The sequence below is a fragment of the Thermococcus sp. MAR1 genome (assembly GCF_012027305.1).
In the GTDB taxonomy this organism is placed as follows: Archaea; Methanobacteriota_B; Thermococci; order Thermococcales; family Thermococcaceae; genus Thermococcus.
The window spans coordinates 124,063-144,089 of record NZ_SNUF01000003.1; the positions used below are offsets into that span (position 1 = coordinate 124,063).

Annotated in this window: 17 protein-coding genes; 5 read left to right on the forward strand and 12 right to left on the reverse strand. The window is 54.6% G+C overall.

Annotation, left to right across the window (positions count from 1 at the left end; genetic code table 11):
• Nucleotides 1-25 precede the first annotated feature (25 nt).
• From E3E25_RS10905 to E3E25_RS10930, 6 genes are all read right to left on the reverse strand, one after another.
• Nucleotides 26-1,225 carry a hypothetical protein gene (locus tag E3E25_RS10905; RefSeq protein ID WP_240910828.1) on the reverse strand — a complete coding sequence of 400 codons (1,200 nt, stop codon included), beginning with the start codon at nucleotides 1,223-1,225 and terminating at the stop codon, nucleotides 26-28.
• 107 nt (nucleotides 1,226-1,332) lie between these two features.
• Entirely contained in the window at nucleotides 1,333-2,463 is a 1,131-nt protein-coding gene (gene thrC / locus E3E25_RS10910) for a threonine synthase (RefSeq protein WP_167893320.1), read from the reverse strand.
• A 1-nt stretch (nucleotide 2,464) separates the two neighbouring features.
• Nucleotides 2,465-3,556: a hypothetical protein gene (locus E3E25_RS10915; RefSeq protein ID WP_167893321.1), complete on the reverse strand. Its 1,092-nt coding sequence runs from the start codon at nucleotides 3,554-3,556 to the stop codon at nucleotides 2,465-2,467.
• Between the two features lie 54 nt (nucleotides 3,557-3,610).
• Nucleotides 3,611-4,213, reverse strand: coding sequence for an archaeal proteasome endopeptidase complex subunit beta (gene psmB / locus E3E25_RS10920; RefSeq protein ID WP_167893322.1), 603 nt, complete (start codon nucleotides 4,211-4,213; stop codon nucleotides 3,611-3,613).
• 46 nt (nucleotides 4,214-4,259) lie between these two features.
• Nucleotides 4,260-4,982 (reverse strand): ABC transporter ATP-binding protein, encoded by a 723-nt coding sequence (locus tag E3E25_RS10925; protein WP_167893323.1) that lies wholly within the window; start codon nucleotides 4,980-4,982, stop codon nucleotides 4,260-4,262.
• Nucleotides 4,979-5,995, reverse strand: coding sequence for an iron ABC transporter permease (locus E3E25_RS10930; RefSeq protein ID WP_167893324.1), 1,017 nt, complete (start codon nucleotides 5,993-5,995; stop codon nucleotides 4,979-4,981). Before E3E25_RS10930 ends, E3E25_RS10925 begins: the two co-directional genes overlap by 4 nt.
• 87 nt (nucleotides 5,996-6,082) lie before the next feature.
• Here E3E25_RS10930 and E3E25_RS10935 point away from each other — a divergent pair, with 87 nt between their 5' ends.
• Nucleotides 6,083-8,035, forward strand: coding sequence for a hypothetical protein (locus E3E25_RS10935; protein WP_206204723.1), 1,953 nt, complete (start codon nucleotides 6,083-6,085; stop codon nucleotides 8,033-8,035).
• A 10-nt stretch (nucleotides 8,036-8,045) separates the two neighbouring features.
• Here E3E25_RS10935 and nurA read toward each other — a convergent pair whose 3' ends face one another.
• Genes nurA through herA form a run of 4 tightly spaced genes read right to left on the reverse strand, consistent with a single transcriptional unit; the run spans nucleotide 8,046 to nucleotide 15,140 of the window.
• Nucleotides 8,046-9,374, reverse strand: a complete 1,329-nt coding sequence (gene nurA / locus E3E25_RS10940; RefSeq protein WP_167893325.1) for a DNA double-strand break repair nuclease NurA — start codon at nucleotides 9,372-9,374, stop codon at nucleotides 8,046-8,048.
• 2 nt (nucleotides 9,375-9,376) lie between these two features.
• Nucleotides 9,377-12,034 carry a DNA double-strand break repair ATPase Rad50 gene (gene rad50, locus E3E25_RS10945; protein WP_167893326.1) on the reverse strand — a complete coding sequence of 886 codons (2,658 nt, stop codon included), beginning with the start codon at nucleotides 12,032-12,034 and terminating at the stop codon, nucleotides 9,377-9,379.
• Entirely contained in the window at nucleotides 12,024-13,364 is a 1,341-nt protein-coding gene (gene mre11 / locus E3E25_RS10950; protein ID WP_167893327.1) for a DNA double-strand break repair protein Mre11, read from the reverse strand. The genes rad50 and mre11 overlap by 11 nt, the downstream gene beginning before the upstream one ends.
• A gap of 9 nt (nucleotides 13,365-13,373) precedes the next feature.
• Nucleotides 13,374-15,140: a DNA double-strand break repair helicase HerA gene (herA, locus tag E3E25_RS10955; protein ID WP_167893328.1), complete on the reverse strand. Its 1,767-nt coding sequence runs from the start codon at nucleotides 15,138-15,140 to the stop codon at nucleotides 13,374-13,376.
• A 186-nt stretch (nucleotides 15,141-15,326) separates the two neighbouring features.
• On the opposite strand from herA, the gene rimI reads away from it, so the two are divergent.
• Genes rimI through E3E25_RS10970 form a run of 3 tightly spaced genes read left to right on the forward strand, consistent with a single transcriptional unit; the run spans nucleotide 15,327 to nucleotide 16,741 of the window.
• A complete protein-coding gene (gene rimI, locus E3E25_RS10960; RefSeq protein WP_055428564.1) occupies nucleotides 15,327-15,830 on the forward strand; it encodes a ribosomal protein S18-alanine N-acetyltransferase in 504 nt (167 codons plus the stop codon).
• A complete protein-coding gene (gene endA, locus E3E25_RS10965; RefSeq protein WP_055428565.1) occupies nucleotides 15,827-16,342 on the forward strand; it encodes a tRNA-intron lyase in 516 nt (171 codons plus the stop codon). Before rimI ends, endA begins: the two co-directional genes overlap by 4 nt.
• The gene (locus tag E3E25_RS10970) at nucleotides 16,343-16,741 is read left to right on the forward strand and encodes a hypothetical protein (protein ID WP_167893329.1); all 399 of its coding nucleotides are present in this window, start codon (nucleotides 16,343-16,345) and stop codon (nucleotides 16,739-16,741) included.
• 19 nt (nucleotides 16,742-16,760) lie between these two features.
• On the opposite strand, the gene E3E25_RS10975 is transcribed toward E3E25_RS10970, so the two are convergent.
• Together E3E25_RS10975 and E3E25_RS10980 are read right to left on the reverse strand one after the other, a co-directional pair.
• Nucleotides 16,761-17,576, reverse strand: coding sequence for a DUF835 domain-containing protein (locus E3E25_RS10975; protein WP_167893330.1), 816 nt, complete (start codon nucleotides 17,574-17,576; stop codon nucleotides 16,761-16,763).
• A 176-nt stretch (nucleotides 17,577-17,752) separates the two neighbouring features.
• On the reverse strand, nucleotides 17,753-18,940 hold the full coding sequence (locus tag E3E25_RS10980) for a glycine C-acetyltransferase (RefSeq protein ID WP_167893396.1): 1,188 nt from the start codon (nucleotides 18,938-18,940) through the stop codon (nucleotides 17,753-17,755).
• Between the two features lie 104 nt (nucleotides 18,941-19,044).
• Here E3E25_RS10980 and E3E25_RS10985 point away from each other — a divergent pair, with 104 nt between their 5' ends.
• Nucleotides 19,045-20,025 carry a replication factor C small subunit gene (locus E3E25_RS10985; RefSeq protein WP_167893331.1) on the forward strand — a complete coding sequence of 327 codons (981 nt, stop codon included), beginning with the start codon at nucleotides 19,045-19,047 and terminating at the stop codon, nucleotides 20,023-20,025.
• Nucleotides 20,026-20,027 lie beyond the last annotated feature (2 nt).

Consider the following 20,027-nt stretch of genomic DNA (forward strand, 5'->3'; position numbering starts at 1 on the left):
AAATGATAAATGAATTGTAGAACTTTCAGTCCCACTCCAGGTAGATCTCGTAGTAGTTTCTTCCATTGCTGTCCTTATATGCGTAGTATAGTCTAGAATGTGTTCCCCAGTTGTTTATCTGGACATTATAGTGTGGTCTGTATCCTGACTCACTCTTTCTGTACGTACTCACACTGCCCGAGAAACAGACCTGAACTCCAATCCCGCCACATACTGAGACTGATATTGAGGTTGTGAAATACACACCTCCGTTGTCAGATGGAGCATCGAACAGTATGTTGAATGAGTTCATGTTGTCGTTTTTGTCCCTGTATTCTGTTGGCATTCCTGAGGGAATGCCCCCGCTGTAGTGTCCCCAAGGAGTCCCATGGAAGTTTCTTATGTGATCAGGAGTGAGTGACCATATAACGCGGCACCATAGGTATGTGCATATCCTTGTTTCGGTAATTTTATAGTCCACATTCGAGGTTACAACGCGGACATCCCCATCGGAGACTGTTATATCCCCAGATACATCCTTCTTCGTTACAAGGGCTATTCCGCTGCTTTCCCAGCTATTCTCGTCAGGTGGACTACCCCACGTTTCTTGAGAGAAGCTCTCATACGCTATTGCGTCATCTCTGCCAACGACCCAGCTCACAGTTACCCCAGCTATGCTTCTTACTATTGCAGTTTTTATTCCCTCCATCGTGAGAGTCCCGTGGTCTATTGTTTCTCCGCTCTCAATTTGGAACTCTCCTTTCTTGGCAGGTTCATAATGGAGCGGCACCTCTATGGTCAAACTTGTCATGGGCTTGTTGGGCTCAAAACTTACAGTACGAGCTCCCCAGTAGTCTTCATCGGCCACTATTATCAGCAGGGTCACCGGTTTGAATCTGACCTTCTCCACGGTTTCTGTTTTGCCATTGGTTACTTCAGTCTCGAGATACGTCCCCATAGGTTTTCTCTCTATTTTGACTGTGGGATTGTAGAGGCTTCCGAAATATTTCTGTTCAGATTTTTGTGAGGTTAGGTCTATTACAACTATCCGGGGATTTGTTAGCTTTTTGTCCGTCTGTATGTTTATCTGTGCTAATCCAACTGGTTTTCCTTGGAGCCAGTCGAGGTATACCGAGTAAAGGGTTCCAGCGTTCTCAGGCTGGACGCCGTACGCGGAGGGTACTATTATAGTCAGCATCACTGCCACTATTACTGCCGTCACTGCGAGCTTTCTTTTACTTCTCAAGGGAGCCACCTTGGTGACTCACAGAAGTTTATGTTTTCCATCTTATATAAGTATTTCGAGATCCGATGTATTCACAAACACATCGTTACAATTTTGGTCGATTTATGTCAATGTAGACATCCTTCCAGTCCCTCAAGCGGACATTCCCATATTCTACCCGCCCGTGTCCCCTTCAGGGTCTTGAGGCCCGAACCCGTGAGTATGGAAACGACCTTCGCGCCCTCCGGCAGATTCATCTTTTTGAGGGCCGCTATCCCCGTCGCGCTCGCCGGCTGGACGAAGAGCCCTTCCTTGGCCAGCTTCTTCTGGGCTTCAAGGATTTCATCGTCGCTCACTGAAACGCATTTCCAGCCGAACTCCTTCAGCAGTTTCAGAACCGCGTTCCCGCTCGGCGGGTAGGGGTTGGCTATGGCCTTTGCTATCGTCTTCGGGTTCTCAAAGCGCTCGATTCTGGCTTTTCCCTCGCTGAAGGCCGTGCACATTGGCGAACAGCCCTCGGCCTGAACCGCTATGAGTGCTGGAACTGTATCGATGAGCCCGCTCTCGTGAAGCTCGATAAAGCCCTTGGCGATTCCCCTGAAGAGTCCACCCGAGCTGGTCGGAATTAGAACGTAGTCCGGTGTCAGCTCTTCCGCTATCTCGAAGGCAATGCCCTTGTAGCCCTCAATCCTGAAGGGGTTGTCCGAGTTGATGAAATAGACTCCGAGCTTTTCTCCTATAGCCAAGCTCTCGAAGTAGAGCCTCCCGTAGTCGCCAAGAACCCTAATGACCTCTCCACCATAGACGGAGATGGCCTTGAGCTTCTCGTCGCTGGCACTTTGGGAGACGAGGATTTTGGCCTTCAGCCCAAAGCGGGAAGCGTAAGCCGAAACGCTCGCTGCCATGTTGCCGGTTGAGACCGTTCCAACGGTTTTGTAGCCGGCCTTTAGGGCGTGGCTCATTGCCAGGAACGTCCCCCTGTCCTTGAAGCTCCACGTCGGGTTTATTGTCTCGTTTTTGAGGTAGAGCTTCACTCCAAGCTCTTCGCCAAGCTTCGACTTCACAAGGGGTGTGTCACCCTCGCCGAGGGAGAACTCCAGTGTTGGTTCCACCGGCCAGAAGTCCCAGAACCGCTCCCAGACGCTCCTTCCTATGTACGGTTCGCCCCTGAACCTTTCAAACTCAACCGATTCACCGCATTCGCACCTCTGAACCGGTTTATCGTAGGTTTTCCCGCAGACGGGACAGATAAGCTTCATTTTATTCCCTCCTTTCGGCGATCAGGAGAACGGAGCTTCCATCGATTCTTATCGTGTAGTTCGCGTAGGTGTTTCCCTCCGCGAGCTTGGAGAGGGTTTCCCCAAAGGTCTTCGCGGCGTTCTCGCTTGAGAAGACGAGCTTCCACTGGAGGAGGTAGGCACTCACGTTCTGGGTTAGGAGGAGCCTGTCCCCGCGCCACGCACTCGAGACGTTCCAGGCGGTCTCGTTGTCAAGCTTCGCAACGTCCCTGAGGAGGAGGTAGACGTAGTATTCTCCCAGTCTATCTTCCTTGAGAATCCGAGAGTTTGGCGGTGAGTTCGGGATGACGTTGAGGGGGGTAACGTTTTCGAGGTACAGCTCCGGATGCATGACCTGCTGCGCCGAGACGGGATAGTACCTGTAGGCCTCATTAACGAGCTCCCAGCCGCCTTTCTCGTACAGATAACGAACAAACTTGTCGCCGAAGACGTATGAGAAGATGTGGAGGTCTGTGAGCGGATCCCCGCTCAGCGAGCGTATTTTGTGGATCGGTATCCCGTTCCTCTCGCAGTAGAGGTCCGCGACGAGGTCTGCATCACCTTCGATTAGTGACTGGACCGCTATCGTCCCGTCGTAGGTGTCGGCTCCATAGCGCGCGTCGAACCACTGCTTCTGGAGGACGTGAACAGACTCGTGGGCTATCGTCCTCTGGGCGACGTCGAGGTTTGACATGAAGTTCTCCTGGATGATGTAGATGGTATCCCCAACCGTCGCGGCTATCCAGTTGGCGCTCCTCTCGGTTTCCTTTTTGATGTACTGGTAGTCCGGGGGAAGAAGGAGGGTCATCTTGTAGGTAAGCTCCTCGGTTTTCATCCTCTCGATGTCGGCTTTTCCGGGCTTCCATTTGGCCAGGGCCTCGTTCTTCGTGAGAACCACTATCTTCGGCCTCTCCTTGAATGTGAGGTTCCTTATCTCCTGAACCTGGTCGAGTATCTCGTTTACCTGACTTAGAACCGTGTTCGGGTTGACGGTTAGTCTCTCGGCTGCGTAGAGCGCCGAGATGAGCAGTGCTATCAGCCCGAGAACCGCCAGCTTTTCCGGGAGATTCCGCATGTTACCAACTCGAAAAGGGAATTAAAAAGGGCTTTGGTGCGACCGCTTAAATGTTCACTCCTTGAACTCGGCGAACTCTTCCTTCATGCCCTCCTTCGTTATGACGACGACCTGAACCTTCCTGCTGCCGGTGTAGACGTCCCTCTTTCCGGCCGTCCTGACGGCCCTGACCGCGAGCTCCTTGGCCTCATCGATGGTCAGGTCCTTTTTAAAGCCGTCCTCAAGAACCGCAATCGCGAAGGGGCTTCCGGAGCCGGTTGCGGTGTAGTCGTCGAAGATAAGTCCACCCATTGGGTCGAGGTTGGCGAGGGTCGGCTCCTCAACGTGGCCGCCTATGATTATCTGGACGAGGTAGGGGAACCACTTGTTCTCGTTGAGTATGTTGCTGAGCAGGTTTGCCATTGCCTTGGTGCTCATGGGCCTGCCCCAGGTGAACTGGTAGTATCTGGCTTCGGCCTCAAGCATTCTCGCCAGAGCCTGAACGTCGCCAACGCTTCCGGCGGTGGTTATCGCTATCCTGTCGGTGATGGGGACTATCTTCCTGATGTTGAGGGTTTCGACCATGTGGTCGAGGGAAGCCTGCGTATCCGCGGCCAGAACAACACCATCTCTGGCCTTTATTCCCACGGTGGTGGTACCGGTTTTCTTAGTTTCCATTCTCTCACCCCTAACCCTTCTTCTCACGCCGGGTTTTAAACCTTTGCTAGACGTTGGCGAGAAGAACCCTGTGACCATCGACCTCCGCTATCCTCGCCTTCACGCCGTAGATTTCTTCGATGATCTCAGGCTTCAGCTCCTCCGGTTTTCCTTCCCAGTGCTTCTGTCCGTTGTAGAGGAGCATCAGCTTGTCCGCGTAGCGGAGGGCCAGATTGAGGTCGTGGAGAACCGCTATGACGATTTTCTCCCGGCTCATTTCCCTCAGGAGCTTCATTATCTCAAGGGCGTGATTTATGTCGAGGTGGCTCGTCGGCTCGTCCAGGAGAACCACTTCGCTGCCCTGAGCTAGGGCCCTGGCTATCAGTGCGAGCTGATACTCACCGCCACTCAGAGCGGTTATCTGCTCCCTCCGGCGCTCCCAGAGGCCGACCCTTTCCAGGGCTTCCTTTACGTCTCCCCTCGTCGCGTAGGTACCGAGCTCGACGAACTCCTCTATGGTGAATGCGAACTCGGGGAACGAGCTCTGGGGAACGTAGGTTATCAGTTTGGCCCTATCCCTGGGCTTAAGCTCAAGCAGGTTTGTTCCGTCGAAGATCACGTGGCCCCTCGGCCTGAGGATTCCGACCAGGCACTTGAGTAGGGTTGACTTCCCGGCACCGTTGGGGCCGATTATGGCTAAAAGCTCCCCCCTCTCAGCGATGAACTCCACCTCCCGGAGAACTTCCCTCTCACCGTAGGCGAAGGAAATTTTAACCTCAAGCGCCTTCATGAGTACAGCTCCCCCCTCTTATGCTTCATCAGGAGGTAGAGGAAAAAGGGCGCGCCCATTAGGGCGGTTATTATGCCAACGGGCAGTTCCGTCGGCTTTGCGACGGTTCTCGCGAGCAGGTCAGCGAAAACGAGCAGAACGCCTCCGAAGAGGGCACTTGCAGGGGTCAGCTCCCTGTGGTTTGGTCCGAGGAGAAGGCGCATTATGTGCGGACTGACGAGGCCGACGAAGCCAATTATCCCCGCGGTCGAGACGGCAAAGGCGGTTAGGACGGCTATTGCTCCGATAAAGAGCTTTCTGTAGAGGTGGACGTCCAGACCGAGGGCAATGCTTTCCTCTCCGAAGAGTATCAGGTTCAGCTCGCGCCACTTCCATACGAGGAAGCCGAGGCCGAGGAGTGCAATGATAAACATCTCGCCCACGTCTCCCCAACCAGCGCCGTTGAACGTCCCCATGAGCCACATCCAAGTTACGTGGGTCCTTTCGCTTTGGCTTATTATGAGGTACCACGTTATCGCGCTCGCCAGGAAGCCATAGGCTATTCCCGCCAAGAGGAGTGTATCGACGGGAACTTTTCCATCAACCCTTGAGACGGAGTAAACTATGAACACCGAGAGCAGGGCCGAGGCCAGGGCCAGGCCGCCCATATGCTGTGGGGCGTAGATAGCCCCCAGCGCCGCACCTATGCCCGCCCCTGCGCTGACGCCGATTATGTACGGGTCGGCCAGGGGATTCCGGAAGAGTGCCTGACTCGCCACACCGGCGGAAGCTAAGGAGAGTCCGACCAGATAGGCCAACAGAACCCTCGGGAGGCGGAGCTCCCACACGATGATGAAAGCCTTCGGTCTCTCACCGGGTTTTATGAAGGAAAATACCCGCGATAAGGCTGATTTTACTCCATAGACTACGCTGGCGGTTACTTCCGAGGGAGTCAGGTTAACCGAGCCTACGTAGATGCCGAGGAAGGCCGCTATGATCGAGAGGGCCAGCAGAGTTGGGAGCCATTTTTTCATGGCCATGGATTATTTGTCCAGGCGTTTAAAGCTTTCGGGCTAAATATAAATAGTTCGGAAGCGTTACCTTATGTTGGTGAGGACACTATGGATAAACTCAAAGCGGTTTTTGCAATACTGTTGCTGTTCGGTATGCTCCTCCCACCGGCATCCTCGGCTGTGATAGTCTCTGAACTGCGGCCGCCTATAATAATCGTGGGCAACATCCCCAAGGATTTTGTCATTGGTCCCTACGAGGAGTTCACGGTGTACTTTTACATAGCCGATGACTTCGGGGTCACTGTGGGCAACGGCAAGGTTGAGGCATACTACCGGATAAACGGCGGAGACTGGAAACCCGCCTACGTTAGAACCGCCGCGGCCGGTGAGAACTGGTCCCTCTACCAGTCGATAATACACCGCTTCTACGGCGAGAGCCAGAACTTCTACGTCTTCTACCGCAAGATAAACCTGCCGGGAGCGCCGCCTGGAAGCAGGATAGAGTTTAAGATAGTCGTCACAGACGTCGAGGGCCACACATCCTACAGCCCCGTTTACTCTTACTACGTTGCCAACCCCGGCGGGCCGAAGGTTCTCATAGTTGACCCCTCGGTCGAGGCGATGGCCTTCGAGAAGTCCCTGGATTTCCTGATGACCCAGTTCAACGTCTCCAGGGGCTTTTACCACTACAACCTCTCGGACTTCGAGGCCGTCGCCGGGCCCCTGACCAAGCTCAAGCCCTGGATGCTCTCGGATCATCACTGGGAGGGCCTGGCCAAGTACTACAACATAAAGATAGTCTCCCCCGATGAGCTCGTCAATGCCTTGGGGAGCTTCCAGCCCCAAGCAGTGATACTCTCAAACCTCTGGCTTCCGGAGTGGGGTCTCTCAGAGGAGCAGATTTCAGCCCTTGGGGACTATCTTGAAACTCACCACGCCGGCCTTGTGGTCACGGCGGGAACCCTATTTGATGCCACGAATCCGCAGCACGTTGGAGGTACAGAGGACCCGCCGAGTCTGGCGAAACTCCTTGGCCTTGACTCGCTGGCCATTGCGGATGCGGCCAGGGAGGAACTAAACCTCACCCAGGCCTCGGCGATGGTTCCGTATGTGAACACCGGCTATTCCCTGATACTCTCTGACAGGGGGCCGTTCAACGGCGGCACAATTGATGTTAGCGCTTACTCCACCGTTGGATGGCAGTACCTGCTTTCCCCAGCCCATTTCGGCATAGCCAAGAGGAGCGTCTCGCGCTTCGCCTCGGAGAACGGCCTCAGGATGCGCGAGATGGACGAGTCCATTAAGAACATCACCGGTGTGCAGTTCAACTTCTCGCTCTCGGCGTCAATGGTTCTGCCGGAGGTTATCTCCTCCATGGATGTTACGGACAGAAGTGTTGTGATGGGCTACAATGACATGGTGGCGGAGATTCCCATCGAGAGGAAGCTCCTTGAGCGCGTCAGGCTCCTCCATGCCCTCAAGGGCTACGTCCCGATGCTTCTGGCCCGCACCAGCGATTACAGTGGTGGAATACTTGCCACCGAGGGGAACTACCGTGCAGTCTACAGTTCTCTGGAACTTGAGGCCGGCAGTGAGGGAGAGCTCTCGGTTCTCAGGGAGCTGGTGGACTGGACCCTGAACTACAGGCCCGTTCAGATGCCAGAGGTTGTTATCCTCGCCAACGACATAGACTGGAGCATCAAGGGCAACCTGCTGGCTTCACAGCTCGGTGCATTTGGTCTCTCGGTTAGGCACGTCACCGCCGACGATTTCGGGGCCTACAGGGACTCGAAGATAATCATAATCCTCGGCGGGCCCGACGCCTACGACGGCGTTGGTGGCTACGTAAGGCAGGTTCTAACCCCCGGCGAGCAGAGTGCGGTGAGAAACGGAGAGAGGGGCATGTTCGTTAAGACCAACGTCTGGGCCGAGGGACAGGTTGTCATAGTCCTCGCCGGGCAGGACAGGTGGGCTACCGGAGGAAAAATAAGGGACTACATGAACGGCATCGACGGCTCGTACCTGAGAATCCTGGCGACCTTTAGTGTCTCGGTTTCCTGAGCTTTCTTTTTTACTCCAGCGGGCTCCTCCCGTACTTCAGGAATACCCTCAGCTCGGGGCTTTCGGCCTTTATTATATTGAGCAGTGCCTTCAGCTCGGCATCGAAGGCCTTCTTCTCGATCTTCACTCCCTCGTGGGCCCTCTGGAGCGGCCTGAAGTAGCCGTTCCTCTCGTGCCAGAGTATCTCAGCCAAGAGGTCGTCGTTTATCTCCCTGTTGCTCTGGAGGAGGTATATGACACCGCCCTTCATGGTGCGGATGTACGCGGAGGGAACACCCCGAGAGCTTATGTCCTCGATTTTTGGAAAGAACTCTCTCAGCGACTCTGGGAGGGAGTGCTCAACTTTCACCGGTTCGGGGAATGGTAAGTATCCTGGTATCTCTTCGCCGAATTTTTTCCGTATGTAGACATCAAGATACGGTACATCTGGAAGATCAACACCGGCTTTCTTTGAAAACCGCTTTGTATAGAAACTTTTGGCGACGTAAATTAGATTCATATCGAGAAGTTGCTCCAACGAGTAGAGGTATTCAATGTAGCTTAAAACCACATGGATGGCTTCCCTGATATCTTCGATCACTATCTCCCTGCAGTATTTTTTCCTCAGGTTCTCGACGGCTTCTTCAACACTCCTTCCTCTATACCTCTCGAGGGCATCGAGTGGTATTAGCACTTTCTCCGGTGCTGTTTCGCAGTTTCTTATCCTGATTCCTTTGGAGTGTGCAATGAGTTTGTTTCTGAAGAACTTTCTGAAAACGTCCCTCATAAGGGACTCCGCAAATATCACTTCCTCATGGCTTTTTCCTTCTTTTTTGAGCCTTGATTCCAGATCCTGGTAGTTTTTCTCAAGTCTTTCCAGCACAAACTCTATCATGGAGGCGAACTCGTCTTCTAACACAACCTGAAGGGCGTTTATCCCCCGCACGCTCTCCGGATAAACTGGCGGCCTCGTCAGAGAACCAGTTAAAGTTCCGTCCATCATGACGTAGTCCACGTTGCCAATCTTCGCCGCGAGGTAGCCCAGCTTGTTCTCAAGGGTCTCCATCTGGAGGCGGATTATCTGGTCGGATATACCTTGGTTGTAGAGCATTGCGTTGGTGTAGACCAGCCTGTATGCCGGGCCGTTGCCGAAGGCGTAACTTGAGACGGCGTAGAAAATCGTTCCGCTGAGCCTCTGCTTTCCTTGGCTCCCGTCGATTGCATAGACTTTGCTTTCCCTCCTGTCCGGCAGCTCACGCCACTCTATGGTTTTCAGCTTATCCTGCGCCTCGGCGTAGCCCCTCAGCAGCATGCCTTTTATTCTGTCAACGCTCGCCCTGTCTATGAGCCTGTACCCCATCGTCACACCCCCAGCTCGACCTCTTTGACCACCGAGACGCCGTTCTCAAGGCTCACCCGTATCACCCTGTCGGCGGCGTCTTTCAGCTCCTCGTCGTGCGAAACGACTATTACCTGAGGTATTTTCCTTAGGTAGCGCTGCATTATGTCAACGAGCCTTCTCCTTCTCTCGTCGTCGAGGTATGGTGTTGGCTCGTCGAGAATGAGGAGGCTTATCTCTCCAGCCAGATAGAGCGAGAGCGCCAGCCGGAAGGCCAGGCCGAGGGCTATCCTCTCCCCGCCGCTGAGGAACCCGAGGCCGTATTCCCTGCCGTTGTATAGCACCCCAAGCCGTATCTTGTTCTCCTCCGCCTTCACTGTAACCCCGGAGTACTTCTCCTCGGTCAGCTCCTCGAATATCTCGCTGGCTATCTCGCCGACCTTTGCCAAGGCGTTTTCCTTGAGCATGGCCTTGTAGCGCCTCACCTTCTCCCTGAGCTCCTGCACTCTCTCACGGGCTTTCTTAAGCTCCTCAAGTTCCTTTGCCTTCTCCTTTCTGCGCTCCCTCTCCTCCTTGAGCTTCCTGAGGTTCTCCATGGTCTCGTCGCGCTTCTTCTTTAGAGCCTCCAGCTGGGCCCTCTTCCCGGCCAGCTCCTCCCTGAGCGAGGCGAAGGCTTCCCGGGTCTTTTCGTGCTCCTCCATGCTGTAAAGCTTCTCTTTCTTTGACAGCTCATCCATCCGCTCCTTCAGTGCTCTGCTCTCAGCATCCAGGCTACTCTTTACCTCCTCAAGCTCCAGCTTGAGCCTCTCCAGCTTGCTCTTCTCCCGCTCAAACTCCTCCTTGGAGTTCCTCAGTTCCAGGTAGCGCTTGTAGGACGGTTCGAGCTCTGCAAGCTTTTCGTCGAGCTCTTCAACCTTTGAAAAGCCCATCCCCTCAAGCTCCTCATTGAGCTTCCTCAGCTTCTCCTCGATAAGCTTGAGCTTCTCCCCGGCGATTGTCTTCTTCTTTTTGAGTGCCTTCGCCTTCTCAAGCTCGGCTTTCGTGCTCTCCAGTTCACCCATGAGCCTGCTCAGTTCGCTCTTCGCTCTCTCGTACTCCTCCGCCTTCTTCCTGAGCTTCTCAAGCTTGTATCCCTTCAGCTTCTCCTCAAGCTCAGCTATCTGGTCGAGGAGCTCTTTCTGCCTTATAAGCTCGCGCTCCCTCTTCAGGATCTTCTCTATCTTGACGAGCTCGCTCCTGAGGTCCCTTTCCCTTTCGTCGAGCTCCTTCAGGGACTGGGAAACATCTTTGAGCTCGGCCTGGTACTTCTCGATTATCTCCTTTCTGTGCTTCTCGGTCAGCTTTCTGCCGCAGACGGGACATTTACCTTTGGCTTTTTTCAGCTCCATTATGGCCCTGTTCCTTTCCTTGGCCAGGTTTTTCAGCCCGCCACGCTCCCCGTTTATCTCGTTTAGCTCTGCCTGTATCTCTTCCTTCCTCTTCTTTGCATCCTCGATCTCTTCGATGAACTTTTCTATCTCTTCTCTGGAGAGTTTGAGGCGTTTTCTGAGGTCTTCCAGTTGCGATGATAACGATCTGGCATCTTCGTATGCTCGGACGTCCTTTTCGAGCCCCTTGAGTTTCCTTTCGAGTTTGTCCCTCTCTTTCTCCAGTCCCCTGAGGCGCTTCTCCAGTTCGCTCAGCTCCTTGAGGCGCTCCTCTATCGCCGAAATCTGTGCCCGGTAGTTCTCGGCGAGCTTCTCGTTCCTGGCCTTCTCGTCCACATAGCGCCTTCTGAAGTTCGAGAGCTTCAGGTAGAGCTCTGCTTTCTCCTTAAGCCTCTGGAACTCCTTCACAAGTTCTCTCAGCTCACTCAATCTTTCTTTGCTCTCGGTTATGCGTTTTTCAAGTCCATCCAGCTTCGTCTCAAGCCGCTTTCGGTTCCCTTCCCTCTCCTTGACCTCAAGTCTGAGGGAGTTTATTTCCTTCTCCAGGGCATCGAGTTCCTTGAGCTTTCTCTCTACTCCTTCCAGTTCCTTCTCCAGCTTTGGAATCTGGGGTGAGAGCTCGTTTATCTCTTTGAGGGTCTTGGACAGCTCCCTCTCCATCTCTCCGATCAGCTCGTCGAGGTTTTCCGTGCTCTTGAGGTAGTCTTCCGTTGATTTTATTCTCCGCTCAATCTCTTTCCTAACTTCGAGGAGGTTCCTGTAGGCGTTCTCGTATTTTTCAAGGCCGAGAACCTGTCTGACAACCTTCTCCCTGCTCTCGTCGCTCTCAAGGATGGCGTCGATTTCTCCCTGCCTTATGTAAATCGCGTTGAGAAAGACGTCGTACGGAACGAGCTTTTCCATCCAGTCCCTCACAGCCTTCTGGCTGGTCTCTGTAGCATGCTTCCAGGAGCTCCCATCGTGGTACTTGGCGAAGGCCATTCCCCGGGTTATGTTCCTGTGGAGCTGGTATTTGACGCCGTCCTTCTCGAAGAAGACCGTTATCTCCGTGGACTTTCCGTCCACCCTGAGTATGTCCTCCTTTTTGAGGTCTTTGGGCTTGCTCGGCCAGTAGAGGCCGACGAGGAGCGCATCGAGGAGGGAGCTCTTACCGCTTCCGTTCTGTCCGATTATGAGGTTTATCCCGCTCGTGAAGTTGACCTTCGTCAGTGAATGGGAGCGGAAGTCCTTGATTATGAGCTTTTCAATCTTCATCTCCACCACCGATCCAGGCGAGAATGCTCGTGGGCTTGCCCTTTGGCTTGGGTTTCTCCGATTTCCGCGCCCTTTCGGGTTTTTCCTCTCTCTTCTGCTTTTCCTCCTCGGCCGGGGCGGGCTCTTCGCGCTTCTCCTCTCCCGGCTTTTCGGGATTCTTCTCCTCGGCTTTCAGAAACAGCTCGACGACGGTATCTATGGCATCGAACTTCTTCTCGCCGGTCAGCTCTATCGCCCTCAGCTCCGCTGGGGTGAAATACTCGGCCGGCTTCGGCACTTCTCCGCCGGCGGCGGCCTTCAGCTTCCTTTCAAAGCGCGTTCTCAGATAGAGGTATTTGACCTCCAGGATTTCTTGAAAGCTGGAAACGTCGTAGGGCTTCTCCCAGCGCAGGTCGAGCCTTACGAAGGCCTCCCCTGGTATCTTGCTCCTGAGGCGCTTCAGCTCCCTCTTGGCGGTCTCCTCGTCGGCCTTGAGTTTGACGTCTATGAAGGGCCTCACCCTCAGTTCGATGAACTTCGGCTTAAAGTCCTCGACTACGTAGAAGCCCTTCCTCGTACCGGCCTCCGGGGTGAAGCTCCTCCCGTTCCAGCGGTACCTGAGCTCATAGTCTCCAAAGTCCCAGCGCTGGAGCGAGCCCGGGTAGACCAGAGTCCCTATGTCGTAGCTGGTCTCGAAGTTCCTGTGGATGTGGCCGAGCGCGTAGTAGAGGTAGCCCTTTGGCAGGTCTTCCATCCTCAGCTCGAAGTAGTCGCGCTGGCTCTCGGGGATTATCCCCATCATCTTCTCTATGAGCTCCTTTACCCCCTGGTGGAGCATCAGGATTGCATCGCCTTCCGGCCTGAAGATCTCCCCCAGCCTGTTCCTTTCAAGCCATGCCGCGCTCATGTACTTCAGTCCGTGGATCTCGACGCTCTTTCCGCCCCTCTCAAAGACGCCCTTAACGAGGTATTTGCCCCCAAGCCTCTCGCTCGTCAGATACTCGTTCTCGACTTTCTCGTCCCTCAGACCGACGAGGTGGAGCAGACCGAGCCCCTCAAGGAGATGATATGCCGAGACCTTCCTCTGCGTCCTGTCGTGGTTCCCCTCTATGGCGAAGACAGGAATTTCGGCTTCTTTCGGCTTTTTCAGTATCTCTATCGCGGTCTTTATGGTCTCCGGGCTGGGCCGGCTTGAGTGGAACAGGTCGCCGGCTATGAGGATGAAGTCAACTTCCTCCGCTATCGCTTTTTCCATTGCCTCCCTGAAGGCCTGGGCAAACTCCTCGGCACGGTAGGGAAGGCGGTACTGCTCGAAGCCGAGGTGGACATCTGCCATGTGGGCGAACTTCATGCTAACACCTCAGAAGTCCAGCTCTATGCCCTCCTCCTCGTAGAGCTCCTCCTTCTTCTCCTCTGCCCTCTCGCGCTCCGCCCTTTCCCTCCAGCGCCTCACGACGCCTATGTCTTCCCCGCCGTAGTCGCCGCCGAGGGCCTTGAAGTTGTGTATCTTCACCAGCGCCGGCAGGCTTATGGCCTGGCCTACTATCACCGCCTCGCCCTTGCCGAGGCCGGCTATGTCGCCCATCAGTTCGCCGCTCAGTTGCTCGCTGGCCTTTATGACGTAGTTCTGGTCGTTCGGGTTCACGATGCGCATTATTATCTTGGTGTTCGTCTGGCTGAGGACGTCTTCACTGAGCCTGCTCGGTCTCTGGGATACCAAACCTACCCCGACCCCGAACTTCCTGCCCTCCCTGGCGATTCTGCTTAGAATCCTCACGGTTCCGCCCTTCTCGCCGTGGGGTGCGAAGATGTGGGCCTCTTCCACTATTATGAGTATAGGTTCTGAGAGGGCCGGATAGCTCGCCTCAACCGAGCGGATGAACCTCTCAAGCTCCTCCACCTCTTCCGAAACGGCCGAGATCCTGCTCCCGTACTTTCTCCTGAGGTATTCGAGCCTCTTTCTGGCCTTCTCGTAGTCCATTCTGGTTTCGAACATCTTTTCGAGGAGCTTTGCTGCGACAAGCTTCATCTGGCCCTCGTCGAGCGGTCCGAGGTCTATAACGTTCACCATCCCGGCTCTGATGGATGCTACTATGTCCTCGCTTGAGAGCAGGTGGCCGTAGTTCCTCAGGAAGCGGGATATCTTCATCGTGAGCCTCGTTATCGTTTCCCTCTCGGTTGCCTTTATCTCGCCCAGGTCGCGGTATTTGTTCGCGTGGGGGTCCCAGTAGCTCCCCCCGGCGTTGGCCACCCAGTTCTGGAGCAGGTCGAGGACGGCCTTAACTATCTCCCTTCCACCGAGGTTGGGGTTCTCGTGGAGAACCGTGTCCCAGGCGCGGAGCAGGTAGGAGCGCTGTATGGTTGCGTTGCTCTGTATCTCCATTAGGTCAGCCAGCTCCTCGCCGTCCATCGTCTCCGGCTGAATCCTTGCCTCGATGAGGTTGACGTACTTTGTGCCCGTGTTGGGAAGACTAAGGCGCATGTAATCGCCGTGTGGGTCGAGGACGACGACGGTTCCCCTCAGGTCTTCCACCATCTTCCAGAGCATTACCGAAACGGTGTTGCTCTTGCCGGCCCCGGTGACGGCTAAAACTGCGAAGTGCCTTGAAACCAGCTCGTCGGCGTTGAGGTATATCGGCACGTCCTCCCTCAAAAGCAGGGTCCCCACCTCGATGAAGCCCTCCCCGCCGTAGTAGATAGCCCTGAGGAGGTCTGAGCTGGCTATGTAGACTTTGTTTCCGTTGGGGACGGGGACACGGTTGGGGACTATCTCGGCAACCTCACCCCTGAACTCTATCCTTCCCAGCACGTGGACGGTGACTATAAGCGCCTCGTTCTCGCCTATGCTCTCCCCGTACTCCCTCAGGTCGAGGTCGAGGCTCGCGAAAGTGCTCTTCCCCTCGCTGAGGAGCCAGTTGATGTTTTTAATCCCCCTGATGGTGCCTATAACCCACTCATCGCCGTTCCAGCGGCAGTTCCTGTCCTTCGCCTCCTTGCACAGCTTTGCAACAACGAAGTCTCCAAACTTGAGGTCGCTATCGGGATGAGCGTAGAACTGGAAGGAGCTGACCGTGGCTTCACCGGTCACGATTCCAACCGGGTTGTTAAGGTCTTCGGCTATGCGCATAACATCACCTATCGGCTGACTTGGTTCTCGGGGGCTTTAAACTTTACTCCAGAAAGTAGGGGAAAGAATCAGCCAGGAATCCGGTCATCATCCCGGGGTCAGGTTCGAGAGTGCTCATCACGCGGGGTGGCCACCCCACATGAAGTCCTCCTCAAGTCTTAAAAGCTTTGGCGTGTAGTTTATAACATGAGCGTGTCCGTTAGGGAAGCCGGTGGGAGGATTCCCCTGGCGATGGTCGTCATAAGGCCGGCGAAGCTGTTCGACATACCCGACGTCGTCAGGATAGAACGGCTCTCATTCCGCGAGGAATATCCGAGGGGGGTTTTTCTCGTTTTTCTTGAGAACAATCCGGACACGTTTCTGGTTGCCGAGTACAGGGGGAGGGTCATCGGCTACGTGATGGCCTATCTGAGGCCCGATCTGGAGGGGCATATAATGAGCATAGCCGTCGACCCCCAGTACCGGGGCAGCGGCATTGGTTCGGCCCTGCTTAGTGAGGCCATCGAAAGGCTCATAAAGAAGGGCGCCCGCTACATAGGCCTGGAGGTTCGCGTGAGCAACGAAAGGGCCATAAAGCTCTACGAGCGCTTTGGTTTCAAGCGCATCAAGCGCATAATCGGCTACTACGCCGACGGGGAGGATGCCTATTACATGCTTCTACCTGCTGAGGAATGGGGTGGGAGGAATTGAAGGAGCCGATAATCTTCCATCTCAGCGGGGACAGAGTCTTCAGCGAGCGTGAAAAGGCGATAAACCAGTTCTACAACAAGCGCTACTTCGGCGAGGTTGTGAACGGGAAGCTCTTTCTCTCGCTCATAGAGGCGGCTTATCTTATGGAGAAGGGCAGAATAAGGGTCTTCGACGGCGAAAAAGAGCTCTCTTTCAGGGAACTGGTCGAACTCGGAAGGAAAAGGGACGAGCAGTTCGACATAAAGCTCCTGGTTTACACCGACCTGCGCGACAGGGGGTACACGGTGAAGTCCGCCCTCAAGTTCGGCTCCCACTTCCGCGTTTACAGGCGCGGGATGGACGAGCACTCCCAGTGGCTCATCTGGGTGGTTCCGGAGAACCTCCGCTTTAGCCCCAATGATATAACGGCGCGCGTGAGGGTTGCCCACGGCGTCAGGAAGAACATGGTGATGGCCGTCGTTGACGAGGACAACGACGTGGTGTACTATAAAATAGAATGGGTGAAGTTTTGAATGGGGTGGGGCGTGTTATCCATTGCATCGGTGATTTTCCTGCTGGTCTGGGGCATGGTCGGTGCTCCCTGGTTCGTAGTCCGTCTTCTGGCTGGTAGGGTTTACCTTGGGCTTTGGCCTGGGAGGAAATGCCTCCTTAAGATTTTTGCGCTCTCTTTGATTCCTGTCTTCTGTTTCTTCTTGCTCCGCGGTGGCATTCTCCTGATAGGGTGGCCGTTGATTTTTGTGGGAATTATTCCCCTTCTGGATTATCTATTTGTCCTCCCCTACGACCGCGATGATGCCTGGGAGAAGAACAGAGCACTCAACTTTGCTCTCGCTACTGGGTTCATCGCGGCGGTAATTTTCATTGTTATCTATCTGGAGTTCTCCTGTCTGTTCACCTTCTGTGGTGCTTGAGTCAGTTTAAGCTTTCGGTTCACGAGGGTTTCATTCTCAGCCTCTCAAACTCCCTGTACATGAGGTTCACGCTCTTCTCGTCTACTCCCTCTTCCTTTAAGGGGACTATAACCACGGTGTTGTAGATGGTGGTGTAGTCCTTTAGGGTAGTTAGGAACTTGAAGACAGGCACGAAGCCGTTTTCTAAGATGAGGTATTCGACCCCATCGAGAAAGATTATCTTCGGGTCCTCTGTCTTTCTCATGAAGTCCACCATCGTCTGGAGGAGGAACTCAAGCCTGGTGGGAGAAACCGTGTTTTTGCCCCTGATCGTGGTCAGCCAGAGTACTGGGGTTTTCTCGATTTTTAGGCGTTGCCTGATGACCTCGGGCGGGTGCCTTGAGACTATCAACCCAGCCCTTCCACGCAGGAGCTTGGCTATTACCGGGTAGCAGTTCGGCAGGTTGCAGAGGTAGAGGCCGGGTTTGAGGACGTTTCCCCTTTCATTTTCGGCGAACTCGATCACGGGTATCAGCTCGTACCTCTCCATGAGGGCTTTTAGAAGGTTTACCCAGCCAATTAAGAACATAGCTGTTGCGACTAGGATAAGTGCGTTGCCCCCAGCGTTTATCAGTGACGCCTCCTCAGGGGTCAGGGGGATCATACCGTTGTCCCTAAGGTCCAAAAACAAGAAGGTGAACTTGGCCGCTGCCCCTGTAATGAAGGCGGAAAGGGTGTAATCATAGAACTTCTTAAGCTCCGGGTAGTGGGATGTGAACCTACCCCGGTACCTGAGGGCCAGGAGGGCTACACCCACGAATGAAATCTCCACCAGTATGGCTGGAATCAGGGTCATCGGGGGCACCCCCGTCATAACCTGGTTATCACACATTTTATTGTATTCTCTCCCAAGAATTATATTTTTCGGTGGATGTGGGGCAGATCCAGTAATTCTTTGGTTTTTACCCAACACAGAAAAGGGGGCAGTAGTTGGTATTTCGAACTAAAACTGGAAAAGATGTAAAAACCGGTTCACTTCAAAAAGCCGGTCTTCTTTCCGAGGTCTTCAAAGGCATCCAGAACGTACTGGAGGTCCTCTTTGGTGTGGGCTGCTGAAGGTTCGAGCCTTATACGGGCCGTTCCGAGCGGGACGGTCGGGTAGACTATCGCCTGTGCGAAGATGTTGTACTCGTCGTATAAGCGCTTTGAGAACTCCTGGGCGGTCTTCTCGTCGTAGAGCATGACCGGCGTAATCGGGTGCTTGGTGTTGCCGAGGTCGTAGCCCAACTCCCGCAACCCGTTCTGGAGGAAGTGGGTGTTGTCCCAGAGCTTCTTAACCAGCTCGTCGCTGTGCTGGAGTATCTCAACGGCCGCTATAGCTGCCGCGACATCGGGCGGGTTGGGCGCGCTTGAGAAGAGGAACGGTCTTCCGCGCTGCCTGAGGTACTCTATGGCCTCCTCCGGTCCGGCGACGTAGCCGCCGATGACGCCGAAGGCCTTGCTCAGCGTACCCATCTCGAAGTCAACCTTGTCGTGGAGCTTGAAGTGGTCGACTATACCCCTTCCGCTGTCTCCCAAAACGCCTTCACCGTGGGCATCATCGATGTAGAGCATTGCATCGTACTGTTCAGCTAATTCGGCCATCTCCGGGACCGGCGCAAGGTCACCGTCCATCGAGAAGACACCGTCGCTGACGATTATCTTCTTCTCCTTGTCCTTGTTCTCTTCAAGCTTCTTCTTGAGGTCCTCCATGTCGAGGTGCTTGTAGATGACCTTAGGAGCGCCGCTGAGGCGCATTCCGTCTATGATGCTTGCATGGTTGAGCTCCTCGCTGATAAAGACACCGTTGTCCTTCTTGGTGAGCAGAGCACTTAATGCGCCGAGGTTTGCGTTGTAGCCGCTCTGGAAGAGTATAGCGGCTTCCCTCTTCTTGAACTTGGCGAGCTTCTCCTCGAGCTCCACGTGGAGTTCCATGGTTCCGGCTATGGTTCTGACGGCTCCGGCACCGACGCCGTAGTCGAGGATTGCCCTTATGGCGGCCTCCTTTATCTTGGGATGGGCCGCTAAACCGAGGTAGTTGTTCGAACACATATTCAGAACGCGCTTTCCGTCAACGACGACCCAGGGGCCCTGGGCGCTCTCAAGCTTTCTGATGGTCACGTAAAGGCCCTTCTCCTTGAGCTCCTTGAGCTCTTCCCTAATCCAGTCGAGCTTCGCCATGAGAACCACCGGTGATTTTTGGACATCGAGGTATAAAAGTTTTGCACATGGCAAAAGGCTTAATACCCCCAAAGCTCATAAGCCCTTTAGGTAGGGTGATAGCTATGCCGGAGGAAGTTAAGGAGGTTAAAATCCTCGAAAAGCCCTGGGTTGAGAAGTACAGGCCTCAAAAGCTCGACGACATGGTGGGTCAGGATCACATAGTCAAGAGGCTCAAGCACTACGTTAAAACCGGTTCCATGCCGCACCTTTTATTTGCCGGGCCGCCCGGCGTCGGGAAGACGACGGCCGCTCTGGCCCTCGCGAGGGAGCTCTTCGGCGAGGGCTGGAGGCACAACTTCCTCGAACTGAACGCGAGCGATGAAAGGGGCATAAACGTGATTAGGGAGAAGGTGAAGGAGTTCGCGAGAACGAAGCCGATAGGCGGGGCCAGCTTCAAGATAATCTTCCTCGATGAGGCCGATGCCCTGACCCAGGACGCCCAGCAGGCGCTGAGGAGAACGATGGAGATGTTCTCGAACAACGTCCGCTTTATACTCAGCTGCAACTACTCCTCAAAGATAATCGAGCCGATACAGTCGAGGTGTGCCATCTTCCGCTTCAGGCCGCTGAGGGACGAGGACATAGCGAGGCGCATAGAGCTCATAGCCGAGAACGAGGGGCTTGAACTGACGGAGGAAGGACTCCAGGCGCTCCTCTACGTTGCAGAGGGCGACCTCAGAAGGGCCATAAACGTCCTGCAGGCTGCAGCGGCCCTCGACACCAAGATAACCGATGAGAACGTCTTCCTCGTTGCCAGCAGGGCCCGTCCGGAGGACGTCAGACAGATGATGGCCTTGGCCTTGGAGGGCAACTTCCTCAAGGCTAGGGAGAAGCTCAGGGAGATACTCCTCAAGCAGGGCCTGAGCGGCGAGGATGTTCTCATCCAGATGCACAAGGAGGTCTTCAACCTGACGATACCTGAGGACAAGAAGGTGGCATTGGCGGATAAGATAGGAGAGTACAACTTCCGCCTCGTTGAAGGCGCCAACGAGATGATACAGCTTGAAGCTTTACTCGCCCAGTTCACCCTGATGGGTAAGTGATG

What these genes read in the sequence shown, in the direction of transcription:
- thrC (WP_167893320.1), bottom strand. Translation starts at nt 2,463, where the DNA reads ATGAAGCTTATCTGTCCCGTCTGCGGGAAAACCTACGATAAACCGGTT.
- E3E25_RS10915 (WP_167893321.1), bottom strand. Translation starts at nt 3,556, where the DNA reads ATGCGGAATCTCCCGGAAAAGCTGGCGGTTCTCGGGCTGATAGCACTG.
- psmB (WP_167893322.1), bottom strand. Translation starts at nt 4,213, where the DNA reads ATGGAAACTAAGAAAACCGGTACCACCACCGTGGGAATAAAGGCCAGA.
- E3E25_RS10925 (WP_167893323.1), bottom strand. Translation starts at nt 4,982, where the DNA reads ATGAAGGCGCTTGAGGTTAAAATTTCCTTCGCCTACGGTGAGAGGGAA.
- E3E25_RS10930 (WP_167893324.1), bottom strand. Translation starts at nt 5,995, where the DNA reads ATGAAAAAATGGCTCCCAACTCTGCTGGCCCTCTCGATCATAGCGGCC.
- E3E25_RS10935 (WP_206204723.1), top strand. Translation starts at nt 6,083, where the DNA reads ATGGATAAACTCAAAGCGGTTTTTGCAATACTGTTGCTGTTCGGTATG.
- nurA (WP_167893325.1), bottom strand. Translation starts at nt 9,374, where the DNA reads ATGGGGTACAGGCTCATAGACAGGGCGAGCGTTGACAGAATAAAAGGC.
- rad50 (WP_167893326.1), bottom strand. Translation starts at nt 12,034, where the DNA reads ATGAAGATTGAAAAGCTCATAATCAAGGACTTCCGCTCCCATTCACTG.
- mre11 (WP_167893327.1), bottom strand. Translation starts at nt 13,364, where the DNA reads ATGAAGTTCGCCCACATGGCAGATGTCCACCTCGGCTTCGAGCAGTAC.
- herA (WP_167893328.1), bottom strand. Translation starts at nt 15,140, where the DNA reads ATGCGCATAGCCGAAGACCTTAACAACCCGGTTGGAATCGTGACCGGT.
- rimI (WP_055428564.1), top strand. Translation starts at nt 15,327, where the DNA reads ATGAGCGTGTCCGTTAGGGAAGCCGGTGGGAGGATTCCCCTGGCGATG.
- E3E25_RS10970 (WP_167893329.1), top strand. Translation starts at nt 16,343, where the DNA reads ATGGGGTGGGGCGTGTTATCCATTGCATCGGTGATTTTCCTGCTGGTC.
- E3E25_RS10975 (WP_167893330.1), bottom strand. Translation starts at nt 17,576, where the DNA reads ATGACCCTGATTCCAGCCATACTGGTGGAGATTTCATTCGTGGGTGTA.
- E3E25_RS10980 (WP_167893396.1), bottom strand. Translation starts at nt 18,940, where the DNA reads ATGGCGAAGCTCGACTGGATTAGGGAAGAGCTCAAGGAGCTCAAGGAG.
- E3E25_RS10985 (WP_167893331.1), top strand. Translation starts at nt 19,045, where the DNA reads ATGCCGGAGGAAGTTAAGGAGGTTAAAATCCTCGAAAAGCCCTGGGTT.